This is a genomic window from Sphingomonas phyllosphaerae (assembly GCF_036946485.1).
In the GTDB taxonomy this organism is placed as follows: domain Bacteria; phylum Pseudomonadota; class Alphaproteobacteria; order Sphingomonadales; family Sphingomonadaceae; genus Sphingomonas; species Sphingomonas phyllosphaerae_E.
Window position 1 is genome coordinate 187,213 of sequence record NZ_JAQIJA010000006.1, and the last position, 17,476, is coordinate 204,688.

Annotated in this window: 13 protein-coding genes; 9 read left to right on the plus strand and 4 right to left on the minus strand. The window is 67.2% G+C overall.

Going from position 1 to position 17,476, the window contains the following annotated elements:
- Position 1: 1 nt before the first annotated feature.
- Together PGN16_RS16680 and PGN16_RS16685 are read right to left on the minus strand one after the other, a co-directional pair.
- Positions 2 to 1,288, minus strand: a complete 1,287-nt coding sequence (locus PGN16_RS16680; RefSeq protein ID WP_335310499.1) for an MFS transporter — start codon at positions 1,286 to 1,288, stop codon at positions 2 to 4.
- Between the two features lie 66 nt (positions 1,289 to 1,354).
- Positions 1,355 to 2,137 (minus strand): 2-keto-4-pentenoate hydratase, encoded by a 783-nt coding sequence (locus PGN16_RS16685; RefSeq protein ID WP_335310500.1) that lies wholly within the window; start codon positions 2,135 to 2,137, stop codon positions 1,355 to 1,357.
- A 118-nt stretch (positions 2,138 to 2,255) separates the two neighbouring features.
- On the opposite strand from PGN16_RS16685, the gene PGN16_RS16690 reads away from it, so the two are divergent.
- The 9 genes from PGN16_RS16690 to PGN16_RS16730 all read left to right on the plus strand — a co-directional run bounded on the left by PGN16_RS16690 (position 2,256) and on the right by PGN16_RS16730 (position 14,946).
- On the plus strand, positions 2,256 to 3,278 hold the full coding sequence (locus PGN16_RS16690) for a LacI family DNA-binding transcriptional regulator (RefSeq protein WP_335310501.1): 1,023 nt from the start codon (positions 2,256 to 2,258) through the stop codon (positions 3,276 to 3,278).
- A 151-nt stretch (positions 3,279 to 3,429) separates the two neighbouring features.
- Positions 3,430 to 4,269: a 5-dehydro-4-deoxy-D-glucuronate isomerase gene (gene kduI, locus PGN16_RS16695; protein WP_335310502.1), complete on the plus strand. Its 840-nt coding sequence runs from the start codon at positions 3,430 to 3,432 to the stop codon at positions 4,267 to 4,269.
- 15 nt (positions 4,270 to 4,284) lie between these two features.
- The gene (gene kduD, locus PGN16_RS16700; RefSeq protein WP_335310503.1) at positions 4,285 to 5,040 is read left to right on the plus strand and encodes a 2-dehydro-3-deoxy-D-gluconate 5-dehydrogenase KduD; all 756 of its coding nucleotides are present in this window, start codon (positions 4,285 to 4,287) and stop codon (positions 5,038 to 5,040) included.
- 59 nt (positions 5,041 to 5,099) lie between these two features.
- Positions 5,100 to 6,110, plus strand: a complete 1,011-nt coding sequence (locus PGN16_RS16705) for a sugar kinase (RefSeq protein WP_335310504.1) — start codon at positions 5,100 to 5,102, stop codon at positions 6,108 to 6,110.
- On the plus strand, positions 6,097 to 7,632 hold the full coding sequence (locus tag PGN16_RS16710; RefSeq protein ID WP_335310975.1) for a carboxylesterase/lipase family protein: 1,536 nt from the start codon (positions 6,097 to 6,099) through the stop codon (positions 7,630 to 7,632). The genes PGN16_RS16705 and PGN16_RS16710 overlap by 14 nt, the downstream gene beginning before the upstream one ends.
- A 31-nt stretch (positions 7,633 to 7,663) precedes the next feature.
- Positions 7,664 to 9,259, plus strand: coding sequence for a family 43 glycosylhydrolase (locus PGN16_RS16715; RefSeq protein ID WP_443019676.1), 1,596 nt, complete (start codon positions 7,664 to 7,666; stop codon positions 9,257 to 9,259).
- A gap of 563 nt (positions 9,260 to 9,822) precedes the next feature.
- On the plus strand, positions 9,823 to 12,666 hold the full coding sequence (locus PGN16_RS16720; RefSeq protein WP_335310505.1) for a TonB-dependent receptor: 2,844 nt from the start codon (positions 9,823 to 9,825) through the stop codon (positions 12,664 to 12,666).
- A 61-nt stretch (positions 12,667 to 12,727) separates the two neighbouring features.
- Entirely contained in the window at positions 12,728 to 13,444 is a 717-nt protein-coding gene (locus tag PGN16_RS16725) for a DUF6445 family protein (RefSeq protein ID WP_335310506.1), read from the plus strand.
- Positions 13,441 to 14,946, plus strand: a complete 1,506-nt coding sequence (locus PGN16_RS16730; protein WP_335310507.1) for a tryptophan halogenase family protein — start codon at positions 13,441 to 13,443, stop codon at positions 14,944 to 14,946. Before PGN16_RS16725 ends, PGN16_RS16730 begins: the two co-directional genes overlap by 4 nt.
- A 135-nt stretch (positions 14,947 to 15,081) precedes the next feature.
- Here PGN16_RS16730 and PGN16_RS16735 read toward each other — a convergent pair whose 3' ends face one another.
- Positions 15,082 to 16,209: a sensor histidine kinase gene (locus PGN16_RS16735; RefSeq protein ID WP_335310508.1), complete on the minus strand. Its 1,128-nt coding sequence runs from the start codon at positions 16,207 to 16,209 to the stop codon at positions 15,082 to 15,084.
- Positions 16,199 to 17,461 (minus strand): sigma-54-dependent transcriptional regulator, encoded by a 1,263-nt coding sequence (locus tag PGN16_RS16740; protein WP_335310509.1) that lies wholly within the window; start codon positions 17,459 to 17,461, stop codon positions 16,199 to 16,201. Before PGN16_RS16740 ends, PGN16_RS16735 begins: the two co-directional genes overlap by 11 nt.
- Positions 17,462 to 17,476: the final 15 nt, after the last annotated feature.

Below are 17,476 nucleotides of genomic sequence, written 5' to 3' on the forward strand. Positions count from 1 at the left end.
CTCAGCGCGCATCCACCCGCGCCAGCCGCGGCGACAGCAGATGGACCAATGCGAGCGCGACGAAATAGGCGGAGCCCGCGATCGCGAACAGCACCGAGTAATTGTTGCCGGTGGCATCAAGGATATAGCCGGTGAACAGCGCCATCCCCATGCCGCCGATCGCGCCGATCGTCCCGCCGATCCCGACCACCGAGCCCACCGCGCCGCGCGGGAACATGTCCGACGGCAGCGCATAGAGGTTGGCCGAGAACGCCTGATGCGCCGCGGTTGCCAGCCCGATCACCGCCACGGCACCCCATACGCTGGAAATGCTTTGCGCGAAGAAGATCGGCAGCACGCAGGTCGCGCAAATCGCCATCGTCAGCTTGCGCGCGGCGTTCGCGCTCCACCCCTTGCCGATCAGCCGCGAGGACAACCATCCGCCCGCGATCGAACCGACGTCCGAGATCAGGTAGATCGCGGCCAAGGGCAGCCCGAAGGTCTTGAGATCCATATCGTAACGCTCGAACAGGTAGCCGGGCAGCCAGAACAGGAAGAACCACCAGATCGGATCGATGCAGAACTTGCCCAGCGCATAGGCCCAGGTCTCGCGATAGGTCGCGACGCGCCCCCACGACAGCGGCTCGACCGGATCGGCAGGGTCCTGATTGATGTAGGCCAGTTCGGCGGCGGTGACACGCGGATGCTGGTCGGGGCGACGATAGAGGGCGAGCCAGGCGATCAGCCAGACGATGCCGAACACGCCGGTGGCGTAGAAGGCAACCCGCCAGCTGAACGCGAGCACCAGCGCCGGCACCAGCAACGGTGTGAGGATCGCGCCGATGTTCGCCCCCGCGTTGAACAGCCCGATCGCATAGGCGCGCTCGCGCTGCGGGAACCACTCGGTCACCGCCTTGATCCCCGCCGGAAAGTTGCCCGCTTCGCCCACGCCCAGCCCGAAGCGCGCCATCGCGAAGGTCGTGACCGAGGTGGCGAGGCCGTGCGCCATGTGGCTGACCGTCCAGATCAGGATCGCGACCGTATAGCCGGCGCGCGCGCCCAGCGTGTCGACGATCTTCCCGAACCCGACATAACCGATCGCATAGGCGAGCTGGAACCAGAAGATGATCGTGGCGAAGTCGCTCTCGGTCCAACCGAATTCGGCCTGCAACGTCGGCTTGAGCACGCCGATCATCTGCCGGTCGACATAGTTGATCGCGGTCGCCGCGAACAGCAGCGCGCAGATCACCCAGCGATAGCGTCCGACCCGCTCGACCGTCCCGGAGATGGCTTCCTCGCCCGTCGACATGTCCCGTTCCTCTCCCGCGGCGGCGTTTGCCGTCTCGCCGCCTTCGGCTGCTTGTTGTTGTGCGTGCTAGCGTGCCACGATCGTGCAGCCGATGCGAAGCGAGGCGCCGAAGCGCGCCTCGATCCGGTCGCCCACCCGCACTTCATGTACGCCGGTGACAGCCCCGGTCGAAATCCATTGGCCCGGCAACAGCTTCAGCCCGCGCACCGCGGCATGTTCGAGCAGGAAGCGGACCGCACCGAACGGCCCGTCGAGCATCGTCGCCGTCGTGGCGGTGCCGATCGGCGTATCGTCGATCGACAGCGTGACCGGCCAATCGTCGAGCGTCGCATCCGCCCAGTCCGGGATCGCCGCGCCCACCACCAGCCCGTTGTTGTTGCCGAAATCGGAAATCGTGACCAGCGGGCCGTCGGCGTTGATCCCCGGATAGGGCGAACTGGCGATCTCGATCCCGACATGCACCGCGTCGATCATCGTGCGCGCTTCGTCGATCGACCAGCTCTTCTTCTCTGGCGGGGGCGCGGCGGACAGGCGCAGCAGGAACTCCGCTTCCGCCGCCGCGAAGCCCTCGGCGAACACCGGCATCGCGGCATTGTCGTCATGCGTCACTTGATCGGCGAAGATCGGACCGGTCAGCCGATTGCGCACCTCCAGCGGCGGATCGATCTTGCCGACCTTCCACCCCGCGACCGGCCGCGCGTCGAGCGCGATCGCTTCGTCCTGGATGCGGTAGGCCTCGTGCATCGTCAGTGGTTTGATGCCCGGATATACCGGCAGCGCGACCCCGTCGCGGCGCGCCGCGACGAAGCGTCGGGCGATGTCGTTGTCGGTCGATCGGTCGGCGATCACGCCATCCCCCCCATGTTTGATGTGTTGCGCCATGGCTATGGGAAACCGGTGTCAAAGGCAAGAGCAGTCAGGACGGTTTTGAGTGGCGGCGGGGGGAGGGGGGCGTTATCACCCGGCGATGCGCAAGACCGGACAGCCGACGATCAACGACGTGGCGCGGGTTGCGGGCGTGTCGAAAAAGACCGTCAGCCGCGTCATCAACCAATCGCCGCTCCTCAATCAGGAGACGCGCGCGAAGGTCGAGGCGGTGATCGGCGAACTGGGGTACATTCCCAATCCGCAGGCGCGCGCGCTGGCGTTGCGCCGCAACTTCCTGATCGGGCTGGTCCACGACAATCCGAACGCGCAGACGGTGATGAACGTCCAGCAGGGAATGCTGGAGGGATTGCGCGACACCGAATTCGAGATGGTCGTCCGCCCGCTCGATCGCGGCTCGGCGACGATGCTAGAGGATTTGCGCCACTTTCTGGAGCGGCAGCGGCTGTTTGGCGTGTTGTTGATGCCGCCGGTGAGCGAGAACGACTCGGTCGCGAAGCTGTGCGAGCAGATCGGCTGCCGGTACGTCCGCATGGGCTCGGCGGAACTCGACGATCCGCAGCATTCGGTAGCCTCCAACGATCGCGAGGCGGTGCGCGCCGCGACCGAGCATCTGCTGGGGCACGGCCACCGGCTGATCGGCTTCGTCGCCGGACCGCACGGCTTCCGGTCGGCGCGCGAGCGGAGGCTGGGGTTCGAGGAAGCAATCGCCGCCGCCGGGCTGAAACTGCCGCGCAGCCTGATCGCCGATGGCAATTACACCTTCGAGAGCGGGCTGAATGCCGGCGAGCGGCTGCTTGATCTGATGCCGCGGCCGACCGCGGTCTTCTCCTCGAACGACGAGATGGCCGCTGGTGTGATCCATGCCGCGCGCCAGCGCGGGCTTGACGTGCCGCGCGACCTGTCGGTCGTCGGGTTCGACGATACGCCGATCGCTGCGCATATCTGGCCGCCGTTGACGACGGTGCGCTGGCCGATCGCCTCGATGGCGCGCTCCGCCGCGCTCAAGCTGATCGCCGAAGAGGGCGAAAGCGAGGTTCGTGAGCCGTCGCTGTTCCCCTCGACGCTGATCCGTCGCGCCTCGGTCGCCACCCTCGCGAGCTGACACGTCCGCCGACGCCGGGACTTGCGTCATCATTTGACACCGGTTACCAATCAGGCGGACGCCGGGGAGAGGAGGCGTGCCGGCGACGCCAGCCATGCGTTTCGCCGTCGTTCTTCTCGACCGGCCATTCGATCGACTGAACGGAGCCGCCATGTTCGACCGCACCTATTACGCCACGCATCCCGACATGATGGAGTGCGTCTCCAACGACGAGCTGCGCGACCGTTACCTGATCGCCGGGCTGTTCCGTCCCGGCGAGGTCGTCCTCAATTACACCCACGCCGATCGCTTCGTGATCGGCGGCGTCGCGGTGGCGGGGGCGCCGGTCAGGCTGCCCGCGCAGGAAGAGCCCGCCTCGGCCAAGGGGCACCCGTTCCTCGAGCGCCGCGAAATGGCGGTGGTCAACGTCGGCGCGGCCGACGGCAGCGTCACGGTCGACGGCGAGACGTTCGCGCTCGCCAGCAAGGACTGCCTCTACGTCACGATGGGCGCGACCGACGTCGAGTTCGCGGGCGAGGGAGCGCGCTTCTATCTCGCCTCCTGCCCCGCGCACAAAGCGTTCGCGACCCGCAAGCTGGGCATCGCCGACGCCAACGCGCTGGATCGCGGCAGTCTGGAGGAATCGAACGAGCGCACGATCTACCAGCTCGTCATCCCCGGCGTCTGCGATTCGGCGCAACTGGTGATGGGGCTCACCGTGCTGAAGCCGGGCAGCGTGTGGAACACGATGCCGCCGCACGTCCATGAGCGCCGCTCGGAAATCTATTTCTACTTCGAGCTGGATGGTCCCAACGACCGCGTCATGCACTTCATGGGCGAGGGCGAGGCGATGCGGCACATCGTCATGGCCAATGAGGAAGCGGTGATCTCGCCGCCATGGTCGATCCACATGGGGGCGGGGACGAAGGCCTATGCCTTCATCTGGGCGATGGCCGGCGAGAATCAGGATTATACCGACATGAACGTGCTCGACATCTGTCAGCTGGCCTGAGGGGAGCGCACGATCATGACTCATCCCTTCGACCTGACCGGCAAGGTCGCGCTCGTCACCGGTGCCAACACCGGGATCGGGCAGGGCATCGCGCTGGCGCTCGCGGCGGCGGGGGCCGATCTCGCGGTCGTCGGCCATATTCCGCCCGAGGAAACGATCGCCAAGGCGCACGCGCTCGGGCGTCGCACGACCTTCATCGAGGCCGATCTGCTGTCGATCGAACCGGTCGCGCGGATCGTTGACACCGCCGTGGCCGAACTCGGCGCGGTCGACATCCTGGTCAACAACGCCGGGATCATCCGACGTGCGGACGCGACCGGCTTCTCCGAGCAGGACTGGGACGACGTGATGAACATTAACGTCAAGACCGTGTTCTTCCTCAGCCAGGCCGCGGGCCGCCACATGATCGCGCGCGGCAGCGGCAAGATCATCAACATCGCCTCGATGCTCAGCTTTCAGGGCGGGATTCGCGTGCCCAGCTACACCGCGTCGAAATCGGGAGTGGCGGGGATCACGAAGCTGCTCGCCAACGAATGGGCGGCCAAGGGCATCAACGTGAACGCGATCGCGCCCGGCTACATCGCCACCGACAATACCGCGCAGCTGCGCGCGGATGCCGATCGCTCGGCATCGATCCTCGCGCGGATTCCCGCCGACCGCTGGGGCACGCCCGAGGATCTCGGCGGGGCGGCGGTGTTCCTCGCCAGCCGCGCCGCGGATTACGTCAACGGGCACATTCTGGCGGTCGACGGGGGCTGGCTGGCGCGTTGACGCGGACGGGACGCCCGCGCGCAACGGCGTGCGGCCTGCCACAGGAGAGAGGGATCGCGATGGGCAGGTTGCTCGCGTTCGGCGAAGTGCTGCTTCGGCTCAGTCCGCCGGGGCGCGAGTTGTTGCTCCAGACGCCGCGTCTGGATGTATGGATCGGCGGCGCGGAGGCGAATGTCGTCACGCAACTCGCGCGGCTCGAACATGACGTGGGAATGGCGACGATCGTCCCCGACAACGATCTCGGCCGCGCCGCCGTCACGGCCTTGCGCGGCCACGGCGTCGACACCGCCGCGATCCAGACCGGTGGCGAGCGGATGGGGCTGTATTTCGTCACCGCCGGTGCCGGATCGCGCGCCAGCGAAGTGATCTACGACCGCGCCGGTTCGTCGTTCGCGCAAGCACCGGTCGCCGCCTGGAACTGGGACCGGCTGCTGGACGGAGTGGACCGGCTGCATCTTTCGGGGATCACGCCCGCGCTCGGCCCGGTGCCGGCGCAAAGCGCACTGGTTGCGGCAGAGGCGGCCGAGGCACGGGGCGTGGCGATCTCGTTCGACGGCAATTGGCGCGGCAAGTTGTGGCAGCGCTGGGATTCGGACCCGCGCGGCATCCTGACCGCGCTGGTGCGCAAGGCCGATCTGCTGTTCGGCAACCATCGCGACATCTCGTTGCTGCTGGGGCGTGACGATTTCTCGGGCGACGGAGCCGATCGCCGCCGTCACGCCGCGGAGGCGGCCTTCGCGGCATTCCCCAAGCTGCGCATGATCGCCTCGACCGCGCGGCAAGTCGAACACGCGGATCTGCATCGGCTATCGGCGCGGATCGATACGCGCGACGGCGCCGAGCAGACGGCGGAGATCGTGCTCGCGGGGATCGTCGACCGGATCGGCGGCGGCGACGCCTTCGCCGCCGGCGTGCTCCACGCAATGCGATCGGGGGGCGGGGCGGCGGAGGCGGCGCGCGCCGGGCTGGCGCTCGCCGCGCTCAAACATTCGCTGCCGGGGGATGCGGGGCTGTTCCGGCAGGCCGATCTGGAGGCGTGGCTTGATGGCGGGCTCGATGTCCGGCGCTGAGTGGAGTCGTCGCGCGGTGATCGCGGGCGCGGCTGGTCTTGCGGCGCTGCCGGCGCGGGCGCTTACCCCGCCGGTCGTCGATGCGCCCGCCGGCCGCTTCGTCGGCACCGCCGAGAGCGGCGTGCTGGCGTTCCGCGGCATTCGCTACGGCCGCGCCGAGCGGTTCCGGGCGCCGGTCGCGGTCGCGATGCCCGGCGAAATACGACCCGCCCAGACCTTCGGGCCGGTCTGCCCGCAAGCGACGCGGCTCGGTCCGCAGGACGAGGATTGCCTGTTCCTCAACGTCTGGACGGCTGCGGCGGATCGTCGCGCGGGCAAGCCGGTGCTCGTCTACATCCACGGCGGCGCCTATGCGACCGGCAGCGTCACCGATCCGATGAACGACGGCCACGCGCTGGCGGCGCGGGGCGACGTGGTGGTGGTGACGGTCAACCACCGGCTGAACGCCTTTGGCTATCTGTATCTCGCGCGGCTCGATCCGCGTTTCGCCGACAGTGGCAATGCCGGGCAGCTCGACCTGATGATCGCGTTGCGCTGGGTGCGCGACAATATCGCCGCTTTCGGGGGCGACCCGGGGCAGGTGACGGTGTTCGGCCAGTCGGGCGGCGGCGCGAAGATCGCGACCATGACCGCGATGCCTGCCGCGGCCGGACTGTTCCACCGCGCGATCACGATGAGCGGGCAGCAGGTCACCGCCTCCGGGCCGCTCCACGCGCACGACCGTGCGCGCGCCTTTCTGGCGAAGGCGGGAGTCGCCGAGCGGGACCTCGCGCCGTTGCTCGTGATGCCCGCCGCGCGGCTGGTCGAGGCCTTGAGTGCGACCGACCCGATCATGGGAGGCAACGTCTCGTTCGCGCCCGTGCTCGACATGCGGCATCTGTCGCGGCACCCGTTCTGGCCGGACGCGAGCCCGCAGGGGCTTTCGGTGCCGATGCTGCTCGGCAACGTCCGCGACGAGACGCGCGGCTTCATCTCGCCTGACGGCGCGCTGGTGCGCGGCCTCGACTGGGCGAACCTGCCCGACCGCATGGCGCGGGAGCTGCGTGTCGACATCCTGCCCGAATGGGTCGTCGCCGAATATCGCCGCCGCGAGCCCGGCTGGTCGCCCGCCGACGTGCTATGGGCCGCGACGACCGCGGGGCGAAGCTGGCGCGGGCAGGTGGAGGAAGCGGAGGCGCGCGCCCGCGCCGGGACGCCGGCGTGGGTCTATCAGCTCGATTTCGGATCGCCGATCGACCCGGTGCGCGGTGCCTTCCACACCCATGACATCCCGCTGGTGTTCGGCACGCTCGACGCCCCCGGCGCGAAGACCGGCACCGGACCCGCGGCACGGAAGGTGTCGCGTACGATGCAGGACGCCTTCGTCCGCTTTGCCACAACCGGAAGCGCGCCTTGGCCCGCCTACACGTTGCCGCGGCGCGCCACGATGATCTTCGATGTCGACAGCCATGTCGCCGACGATCCGCGCCGGTGGCAGCGCGAGTTGTTCGCACGCGTGCCCTATATCCAGCCGGGCAGTTGATGCGGCGTCACGACGTCAGAGGAGGTGCACGATGACCGGTATCAATCGCCGTGACGCATTCGGCCTCGCGCTGGCCGGCGGCAGCGCGACGATGCTTGGCACCGGGCCGGCGGATGCGACGCGGGGGGGCGATCAGACGTGGCGACGCGGCCACGATGGGCAGCGGATCGCCGATCTGGGCGACGGGCGCTTCCTGAATCCCCTGATCGGTGGCGATCGGCCCGATCCCGCCATCCTGAAGGATGGCGACGATTATTACATGACCTTCTCCAGCTTCGACAGCTATCCCGGTCTGACGATCTGGCATAGCCGCGACCTGCTGAACTGGGCCCCGCGCACCGCCGCGCTCACCCGCAACATCGGCGCGGTCTGGGCGGTCAGCCTCGAAAAGCACGCCGGCCGCTACTTCCTCTATATACCGGTGAAGGCGACGCCGAACGACATCTACGTCAGTTGGGCGGATCACATCGACGGTCCGTGGTCGGACCCGGTATCGCTCGGGCTCCACCGCCATATCGACCCATGCCATGCGGTCGGCGAGGATGGCTCGCGCTGGCTGTTCCTTTCCGGCGGCGACCGCATCCGCCTTGCGCCGGACGGTCTGTCGACGGTCGGCGCGGTCGAGCATGTCTACGACCCGTGGCGCTATCCCGACGATTGGGACGTCGAGGGCTTCAGCCCGGAAGGTCCGAAGATCCACCGCCGCGGCGACTGGTTCTACATGATCACCGCGGTCGGGGGCACCGCCGGGCCGCCGACCGGGCACATGGTGATCGTCGCGCGATCCCGCTCGATCCATGGTCCGTGGGAGAACGATCCCGGCAATCCGGTCGTCCGTACCGTATCGAACGAGGAGCGCTGGTGGTCGCGCGGCCATGCCAGCCTGGTGCAGGCACCGGATGGCGGCTGGTGGTCGGTCTATCACGGGTTCGAGAACGGTTTCTGGACGCTCGGCCGGCAGGTGCTGCTCGATCCGGTCCGCTGGACCGCCGATGGTTGGTTCCGGATGACCGGCGGCGATCTGTCGGCCCCGTTACCTGCGCCGCGCGGCGGCCGGAAAGGGCCGCATGGCCAGTCGCTGTCGGACGCGTTCGACCGCCCGTTGGCGCTGGGCACGAAGTGGAACTTCTTCCGCCCGCAGCCGGAGGAGGCCGCACGCGTCCGTACCGAGGCGGGTGCGCTGATCCTCCGCAGCACCGGCACCGCGCCATCCGACTCATCCCCGCTGCTGCTGATCGCGGGCGACCAGGCGTATCAATTCGATTGCGACATCGAGATCGCGCCGGGCACGACCGCCGGTCTGGTGTTGTTCTACGACGACCGCCTGTATTGCGGGCTGGGCTTCGACGAGCAGCGCTTCGTGACGCATCAATATGGAATCGAGCGCGGCCGTCCCGCCAATCCGCACGGGCGACGGATGCGGATCAGGATCGCCAACAAACGCCACATCGTCGCGATCCATACCTCGGGCGACGATGGTCGAAGCTGGCAGCGTTTCGACCGCGGCATGGAAGTCTCCGGCTATCATCACAACGTCCGGGGCGGGTTTCTGATGCTGCGCCCCGGTTTGTATGCCGCGGGCAAGGGTGAGGCGCGTTTTCGCGACTTCAGGTTCCGCGCGCTATGACTCGCCTGTTGAGGAGCGTCCAGAAGCGGGCGGACTAGCGAGTTTCGCCGCGATGTCGTCGCTAGCGCCGCGATGCGGTGGTCGGCGCGCGCCTTCCTCGTCAGAGGCATGTCGATCCACGGGCTTCCATCGGCGGGCAGGTAAAGTCGATGGTGAAGGCTTCACGCTTGAGTCAGTGCTGCTTGCGGTGACAGACGGTGATCCCTTCGGGCATCAGCGAGCCTTTATGTAGCGGTGCGCTGCCGTTGACGACATGGTCTGGACCTTGGCGCTACGCAGCGCGCCGCGTCGTGAACCCGCGTCGCGTGATCGCCCTCTATGCCAGCGTAATTCGGTTGCTTGGGCATTGCGCTCCACCTGCCCGCGCCGGTTTTCGTCGGCTACATCTACACGGCCATCCACATTTTATATCGGGGAAATCGAACAAAAGGTCACTAAGTATCAAAGGGTTGAAACAAAATTACTGTCATCGTAAAATACGATAATTATATTTGTCCGGCATTTGCAAACGTGCGATATAGCCTAGGTTAGCCGTGAGACGGCGACGACGTGAGGAGGGGTATATGCGGAAGCTGGAAGTGCGTTGGCTCATTGGTGCATCGATGGTGGCGATCACCGTCTGTGGATCGAGCGGAGTGGCCGGTGCGCAGGCGGGCGCAACCTCCGCGGCGCAGGGCGGCGTCAGTGTTGAACAGGGTGGCGGCGCGACTGGCACGCTGAACGCCTCTCAGGTCGGGCAACAGGACCAAGCGGAACAGGACGTCGTCGTAACCGGCGTCCGTGAATCGCTGCGCTCGGCGCAAGCGCTGAAGCGCAACGCCAGCCAGATCCTCGACTCGGTGCAGGCGACGGACATTGGCAAGCTGCCCGACGCCAACACCACCGAGGCGCTGCAACGCATCACCGGTGTGCAGATCCAGCGGCGCTACGGCGAGGGGGCGACCGACTTCGATCACCGCACGTCGCCGGCGATCACCGTTCGCGGGCTCACCCAAGTTCAGAACTTCCTCGATGGCCGCGCGGTCTATTCGGCATCGGGCGGTCGCGCCTTCGATCTGGAAGGCATCCCGCCCGAGCTGCTCGCCGGGATCGACGTCTACAAGAACGCCCCCGCCAACATCATTGAGGGCGGCGTCGGTGCAGCGGTGAACCTGCGCACGCGGCTGCCGTTCGATCAGGCCGGCCAGACGATCAGCGGCACCGTCCGCGGCAATTACTACGACCGTGTCGACAAGTTCGGCTATTCGGCGTCGGGGCTGTACAGCAACCGCTTCGACACCGGGATCGGCGAGATCGGTATCCTCGCCAATGCGGTCTATTCGACCAGCGCCTATCGCCAGGACGGCATCCTCGCCAACCCGCAGAACCCGATCCCCGCCGGATCGATCGCCGGCGCGCCCGCCAATGCCAAGGCGCCGATGGGGATGCAGGTCTATGACGATCTCGGCGACCGGCGCCGGCTGGGCGTCGCTGCCGCGATCCAGTGGCAGGCGGCGGACAATCTGCTCGTCACCGGCCAGTATCAGCTCGCCAAATACTGGTTCAACCGCCGCGGTGCCTATTATTACACCGTCAACGGCGGTTCGGAGTCCAACCCGCTGCCCGGCTCGACCTTCACGTTCAACAAGGACGGCTATGCGACATCGGGATCGCTGCAGCAGCAGAATTTCGAGACCGGCCGCTTCGACCAGCAATTGTGGAGCCAGAGCCAGAACTTCACGCTCGCCGCCGACTGGCAGGCGACCGAACGCGCCAAGGTCCATTTCGACGTCCAGTATCTGAAGAGCTATTACAACGCCGATCGCAACGGCCACGTCCTTACGCTGTTCACCGCCGCAGGCCAGAACACGCCGACCGGATCGCCGCACCCGTCGATCATCGACTTCGACCTGCGCGGCAGCCGTCCGCGCTGGGATGTGCGCGACAAGGCGCTGCTGACCAATCCCGCCAATTACGCGACGCCGTTCATCGCCGACGCGCTGCAACGCAACGACGCCGACACGCTCGCGCTTGCCTATGACATCGAATATGATCTCGAGGGCGGCTTCCTGCAGAAGCTGCGCGGTGGGGCGCGCTATTCGGACAATTCGATCGACCTGCGCGGCACCTGGAATGGCGTCTGCCTCTATGCGACCGGCCCCGATCCGTCGTGCTCGGCGAAGGACGGCACGGCGCTGATCCCGCTCAGCCGCAATCCACAGCTGGCAATGGCGGCACCGTCGCCGAACTTCTTCGACGGCAAGAGCGTGACCGGCGGGCTGCTCTATCCGGCGCTGCCCGGCGGCGGGGGCGTGACCGGCGACGTGTGGAAGCAGACCAAGGCGCTGTACGCGCTGTTCGGCGCCAAGACCAAGGACGCCTTCACCCCCGGCGATCTCAATGCGCAGACCGAAAAGACCTACACCGTCTGGGGCTCGACCGATTATGCGTTCGAGGCGGGCAGCATCCGCTTCGACGGCAATGCCGGCGTACGGCTGGTCAAGACCGACCTCACCTCGTTTGGGACGCAATTCAATTCCAACGGCACCACCTCGCCGCTGGCCGTCGACAAGAGCTACACCCGCGCGTTGCCCAGCGTGAACCTGCGCGCGCGGCTGACCGAAGAGTTCCAGATGCGCTTCGCCTATTCAAAGGGGCTGGCGCGACCGAACTTCGACCAATTGTCGACCAATCTCACGCTCAACAATGCCAACCAGGTCAATCCAATCACCGGTCGCCCGAGCGCCAGCTCCGGCAATCCGCGCCTAAATCCGATTGAGTCCAACAACTTCGACCTGACCGCCGAATGGTATTTCGCGCCGACCGGATCGGTGACCGGCGGGCTGTTCTACAAGAAGGTCGACGGGTTCCTGGCGAGCGGTACGCTGGTCCAGACGTTCCAGGGCCGCGCCTATGACGTCAGCACCGTGCTCAATTCGGGCAAGGGCACCGTCAAGGGCGCCGAGATCGGCTATCAGCAGTTCCTCGACTTCCTGCCCGGTCTGTTCAGCGGGTTCGGCGTGCAGGCCAATTACACCTATGTCGACTCGAACGTCACCAATCCGTTCGCGGTCGCCGGGTCCGGCCAGTCCTCGCAGCTGCCGCTCGAGAAACTGTCGAAGCACAATTACAATCTGATCGGGTTGTACGAGAAGGGGCCGCTGACCGCGCGGCTCGCCTATAACTGGCGGTCAAGCTACCTCGATCAGACGTTCGGGGCGGGCACCAACCAGCCGCAATATGCCAAGCCCTATGCGTCGCTCGACGCGTCGGTGAGCGTCAACCTCAACACCCATGTCGCGATCTCGGCTGATGCGGTGAACCTCACCAATCGCATGAACGTCACCTATATCGGGACGATCGGCCAGCCGCTGCAATATCAGCTCAACGACCGCCGCTTCGGCCTGTCGTTACGCGCGACCTATTGATGACCCCTGCCGGCCTTTCCTGATAGGGAGAGGCCGGCATTATCTCGAGGGAGGGGCGTCGGTGACGGTTCGGCATGATCTGGCATTTGCCCCAGGCGCGACCCTGACCGTGCACCATGTCGGCACGGAGCGGGAGCCGGTGCTCGTCGTCGACTGTGCGACGGGGCAGGTCGACGCGCTGCGTGCTTTCGCTGCCGATCGTGCCGCGTTCGTGCCGGCGGCCGAAGTCGGCAGCGGCTATCCCGGCCTGCTGGGTACCGCGCCGGTCGCCTATATCGACGCGATGGTGCACGGTATTTTGCCGTTGATCGCGACGCATTTCACTGGCTGCCCGGTTCGTCCGGTCCGCGCGCGAGGCAATTTCTCGCTCGTCACCACCACGCCGGAACGACTGACCGCGGATCAGCGCGTGCCGCATGTCGACACCGCCGATCGGCTGCAATTCGCGAGCGTTCACTTCCTGTCGCCGGATAATCGCGATGGCACCGCCTTCTTCCGTCATCGCGCGACCGGATTCGAGACGGTCGATGCCGAGCGGCTGCCGGTCTACCAAGCGGCGCGTGAACGTGATCCGGCTCCGCCGCGACGGTACTGCATCGGTGAGGACGACGGGTTCGAGGCAATCGAGACCATAGCGGCGTTGCCCGACCGGCTGATGCTCTACCGCGCGGCACTGCTCCATTCCGGATGGATCACGACGCTGCCCCACGGGGCGGCGGATCCGCGCCAAGGCCGGTTGACCGGCAATCTGTTCCTGCAATGCCGGATGGACGCATGACCGACAACACGCCGCTACAGCGTATCGCCATCGTGGGCGGCGGCACCGCCGGCTGGATGGCGGCGGCCGCGCTGGCGCGGGTTCTGGGGCCACATGGCCCTGCGATCACGCTGATCGAATCCGAGGAGATCGGCACCGTCGGCGTCGGCGAGGCGACGATCCCACCGATCCAGGCCTTCAACGCACTGCTCGGAATCGACGAGGCCGAGTTCGTCCGTGCGACGCAGGGCACATTCAAGCTCGGCATTGAGTTCGTCGACTGGCGGCGGCGCGGGCACCGCTATTTCCATCCGTTCGGCGTGTACGGCATCGACAAGGGCGCGGTGCCGTTCGAGGCGATGTGGCAGCGGTTGCACGTGGCGGGCGAGGCACAGCCGCTGGAGTCCTATTCGATCTGCGCGATCGCGGCGCGCGCCGGACGGTTCATGCCGCCGCAGCCCGGCAACACGCCGCTCGCACACATCGGCTATGCCTTTCATTTCGACGCCGCGCTCTACGCGCGCTTCCTGCGCGACAAGGCAGAAGCGGCCGGTGTTGTTCGACGCGAGGGGCGTGTCGTCGAAGTGATACGGAGCGGCTCGCGCGATTTCATCGCCGCGGTGGTTCTGGCGGACGGTTCACGCGTTGCGGCAGACCTCTTCATCGATTGCTCCGGATTTCGCGGGCTGTTGATCGCCGATGCGATGGGCGCAACGTTCGAGGATTGGGGCCATTGGCTGCCCAACGATCGTGCCGTCGCAATCCCCACCGCCAACACTGGTCCGTTGACACCCTATACACGCTCCACCGCGCAAAGTGCCGGCTGGCAATGGCGCATTCCGTTGCAGCATCGTGTCGGCAACGGTCACGTCTATGCCAGCCGGCATCTGTCCGACGACGAAGCGATCGCGACGCTCCTCGCGAATCTCGATGGCGAACCGCTTACCGAGCCGCGGCAACTCCGCTTCCGCACCGGTCGGGTGGATCGGTTCTGGATCGGCAATTGCGTCGCGCTAGGGCTGGCGAGCGGCTTTATGGAGCCGCTGGAATCGACCAGCATCCACCTGATCCAGGCCGGGATCGCCCGCATGCTCGAGATGCTGCCGACGCGCGCGTTCGAGCCTGCGGACACGCGCCGATATAATCGGTTGATGACCGCCGAGTTCGAGAGCATCCGCGACTTCCTCATCCTGCATTTTCATGCGACCGAGCGACGCGATACGGAATACTGGCGCAGGCTCGCCACGATGCCGATCCCGGAAGCGTTGTCCGAACGGCTGGCGATCTACGCGCGGACCGGCCGCGTGTATCGCGAGGGGGACGAGTTGTTCACAAAAACCAGTTGGCTGGCTGTCATGGACGGACAGGGGCGGACGGCCGACGGTTACGATCCGCTGGCGGCTGGGATGCCCCTAGACGAGGTGCGGGCGCGGTTGGAGCGGATCGCGGCCGTGACACACGCCGCGATCGGCCACATGCCCGCCCATGCCGATTTCATCGCGCGGCACTGCGCCGCTGTTTGAGTCGGGCGGTTCGACGTAAAGAAGAAAGTCCGCGCCTGATGTCGCGGCTTTCCCTGATGCCTCGTCTCTGCGTGATAATTCGATATAAAGTGTCGGAAATCGCCTTCTCGAAGCAAAACTCAAATACCGGATCGGCTATGAAAGGGTCAGTCGGAATCGCGTCGGCGCGTGAGATTGCAGCGTCAGCGTGCCGCCGTGCGCCAGCGCGATCTGCCGGGCGAGGCTGAGGCCGATGCCGGTGCCGTCCGGCTTGGTGGTGTGGAAGGGACGGAAAATGCGCGTGGCGGCGTCGGGCGGCACGCCCGCGCCCGCGTCCTCGATCTCGATCGTGAGACCGGTGGCGGTGATGTACATGCGCAGCGTTACTCTAGCGTCCGTATCGGAGTCGGCGGCCTCGGCGGCGTTCTGGAGCAGCGCCCATATGGCCTGATCCAGTTGATCACGGTCGAGTGGCCAGCACAGATCGTCCGCTACCTCGATCGACAGCGAAGCCGCTGGCCAACGGCCGATGAACAACCGCGCCAGATCGTCCGCCATCTCCCGCAATCGCACCAGTGCCCGCGTCGGCGCCGGTAACCGGGCGAGCGCCCGATACCCCTCGGTAAACCGCTGCAACCCCTCCGCACGCCGCGACAGGGTGCCGAGGATCTCGCGCAGCAAGTCGATGTCGACCACCGGACGTTCGATCGCCGCCGCTCCGCTATCGGCGAGCGAGACGATCGGGGAGAGGCCGTTGAGCAATTCGTGGCCCAGCACCTGGATCAGGTCGGCGGTAGCGCGTGCCTCGGCAACGCGCTCCTCCTGCTCGATGTCGATCAGCGCGGCGACATCGCCGCCACCCGTCACCGTCACCCGGTCGATCCGCCAACTGCGGCCTTCGTGGCGCAAGTGGGTAGCGCAGGGATCAGCCAGTTCGGTCGGCAAAGGAAGAACATGGTCGTCGGTCGCGAACAATTGCCGCGCGGCGCGATTGAGGGCTCGGCCGGTCGTGCCCTCAATCCCCAGCAGCGGGGTCGGCGCGGCGTCGAGCAGGACGCGCAGCACGATCGCCTGAGCGTCGGCACCGGCCGAAACGATCGGTGCCGCCGCGCCGCGGGGCCGGACCACCGTCGAATAGTTGAGCGCGGCGAGCCACAGGGAAACGAGGATGGCACCGGTCAGGAGACCCCATAGGCCGGCTTGCCAGGCGATCGTCGCGGCGATGCCGCAGGCGACGAGGCCGAGCGCCGCGCCGATCGCGACCCAGCGCCGCCTAGAGCCCATAGCGCGCCATGCGTCGATAAAGCGCGCCCCGGCTGAGGCCCAGGGCGGTGGCGGCGTGGGTGACGTTATGGCGATGTTCGCGGAGCGCGGCCTCGATCATCGCCCGCTCGGCATCGGTCAGGTCAAAGCGAATGTCGGGCGTGGCTTCGGTCGGGGTGGGGACGACGGGAGCGGGTGGGGCCAGCGCAGCGGCATCGATGACGCCGTCGTTCGAGAGCAGGACGGCGCGCTCGACCGCCAGCGCCAGTCCACGCACCTCGTCCGGCCAGGCCGCCGCGCGGATCGCTGTCTCGGCCGCTCCGGTCAGCCGTGCTTGCGGTCGTCCGAACCGCTCCGCGGCGGTGCGTGCGAAGTGCCGGGCGAGCAGGATGGCATCGTCGTCACGATCGCGCAGCGGCGGCACCGCCACTTCTACCGTCGCCAGCCGTCGCCGGAGTGCGGGCAGAAAGGGCGCGGTACTGTCGGCGATGGCGATGCAGCGCAGGTCTGCCGGGATGCGATCCAGCAATCGGGTCTGCGCGACGGGATCGAGCACGTCGGGGTGACGCAGGATGGCCGTGCCGCTCGCCCCGTCCAACCGGCTCCACGCGTCCATGTCGCGCAGATCGACCCGGGCGGGCGCGGTCGCGGCGCGGGGAGAGGCGGCGTGGATCGCCAGCGCGGTCAGCGTTCGGCCGCTGCCGGGCCGGCCGGTGATCGTGACGCCGGCTGGTACCGGGCCGATCCGGCGCACCAGATCGCGCAAGCCGTGCATCGCCGCACTGTCGCCGAGCAGGTGCGCCGGCGGCTCCCCGGTGGGCGCGGGCGCGGCAGCTGGGACGGCTGGTGCAGCTGTTCTGCCGCGCGCGATCGCCGCCTCCACCTTGGCGACAAGCTCGGCATTGCGCCACGGCTTCATCGCAAAGTCGCGCGCCCCCGCCTGCATCGCGGCCACCGCGATGCGGATGCCGCTGTGCGCGGTGATGACGACCACACAGGCGGCGGGATCGTCCGCCATGATCCTGGCGAGACACGCCAGCCCCTCTTCGCCGCTCGATTCGTTCGGGCCGAAGTTCATGTCGAGCAGGATCGCGTCGTAGCGGGCGAGCGCGAGCCGCGAGAACGCCTCCTCCGGCCCGGTCGCGGTGTCGAGCCGGTGGCCGGCGAGCCGAAAGGCGATCTCCATCGCGCGCGCCACCGCCGGATTGTCGTCCACCAGCAGGATCGTCGCCGGTCTTGACACATGCTGCGACTGTCCATCCACGGACACCATGTCCGGCTCCGGACG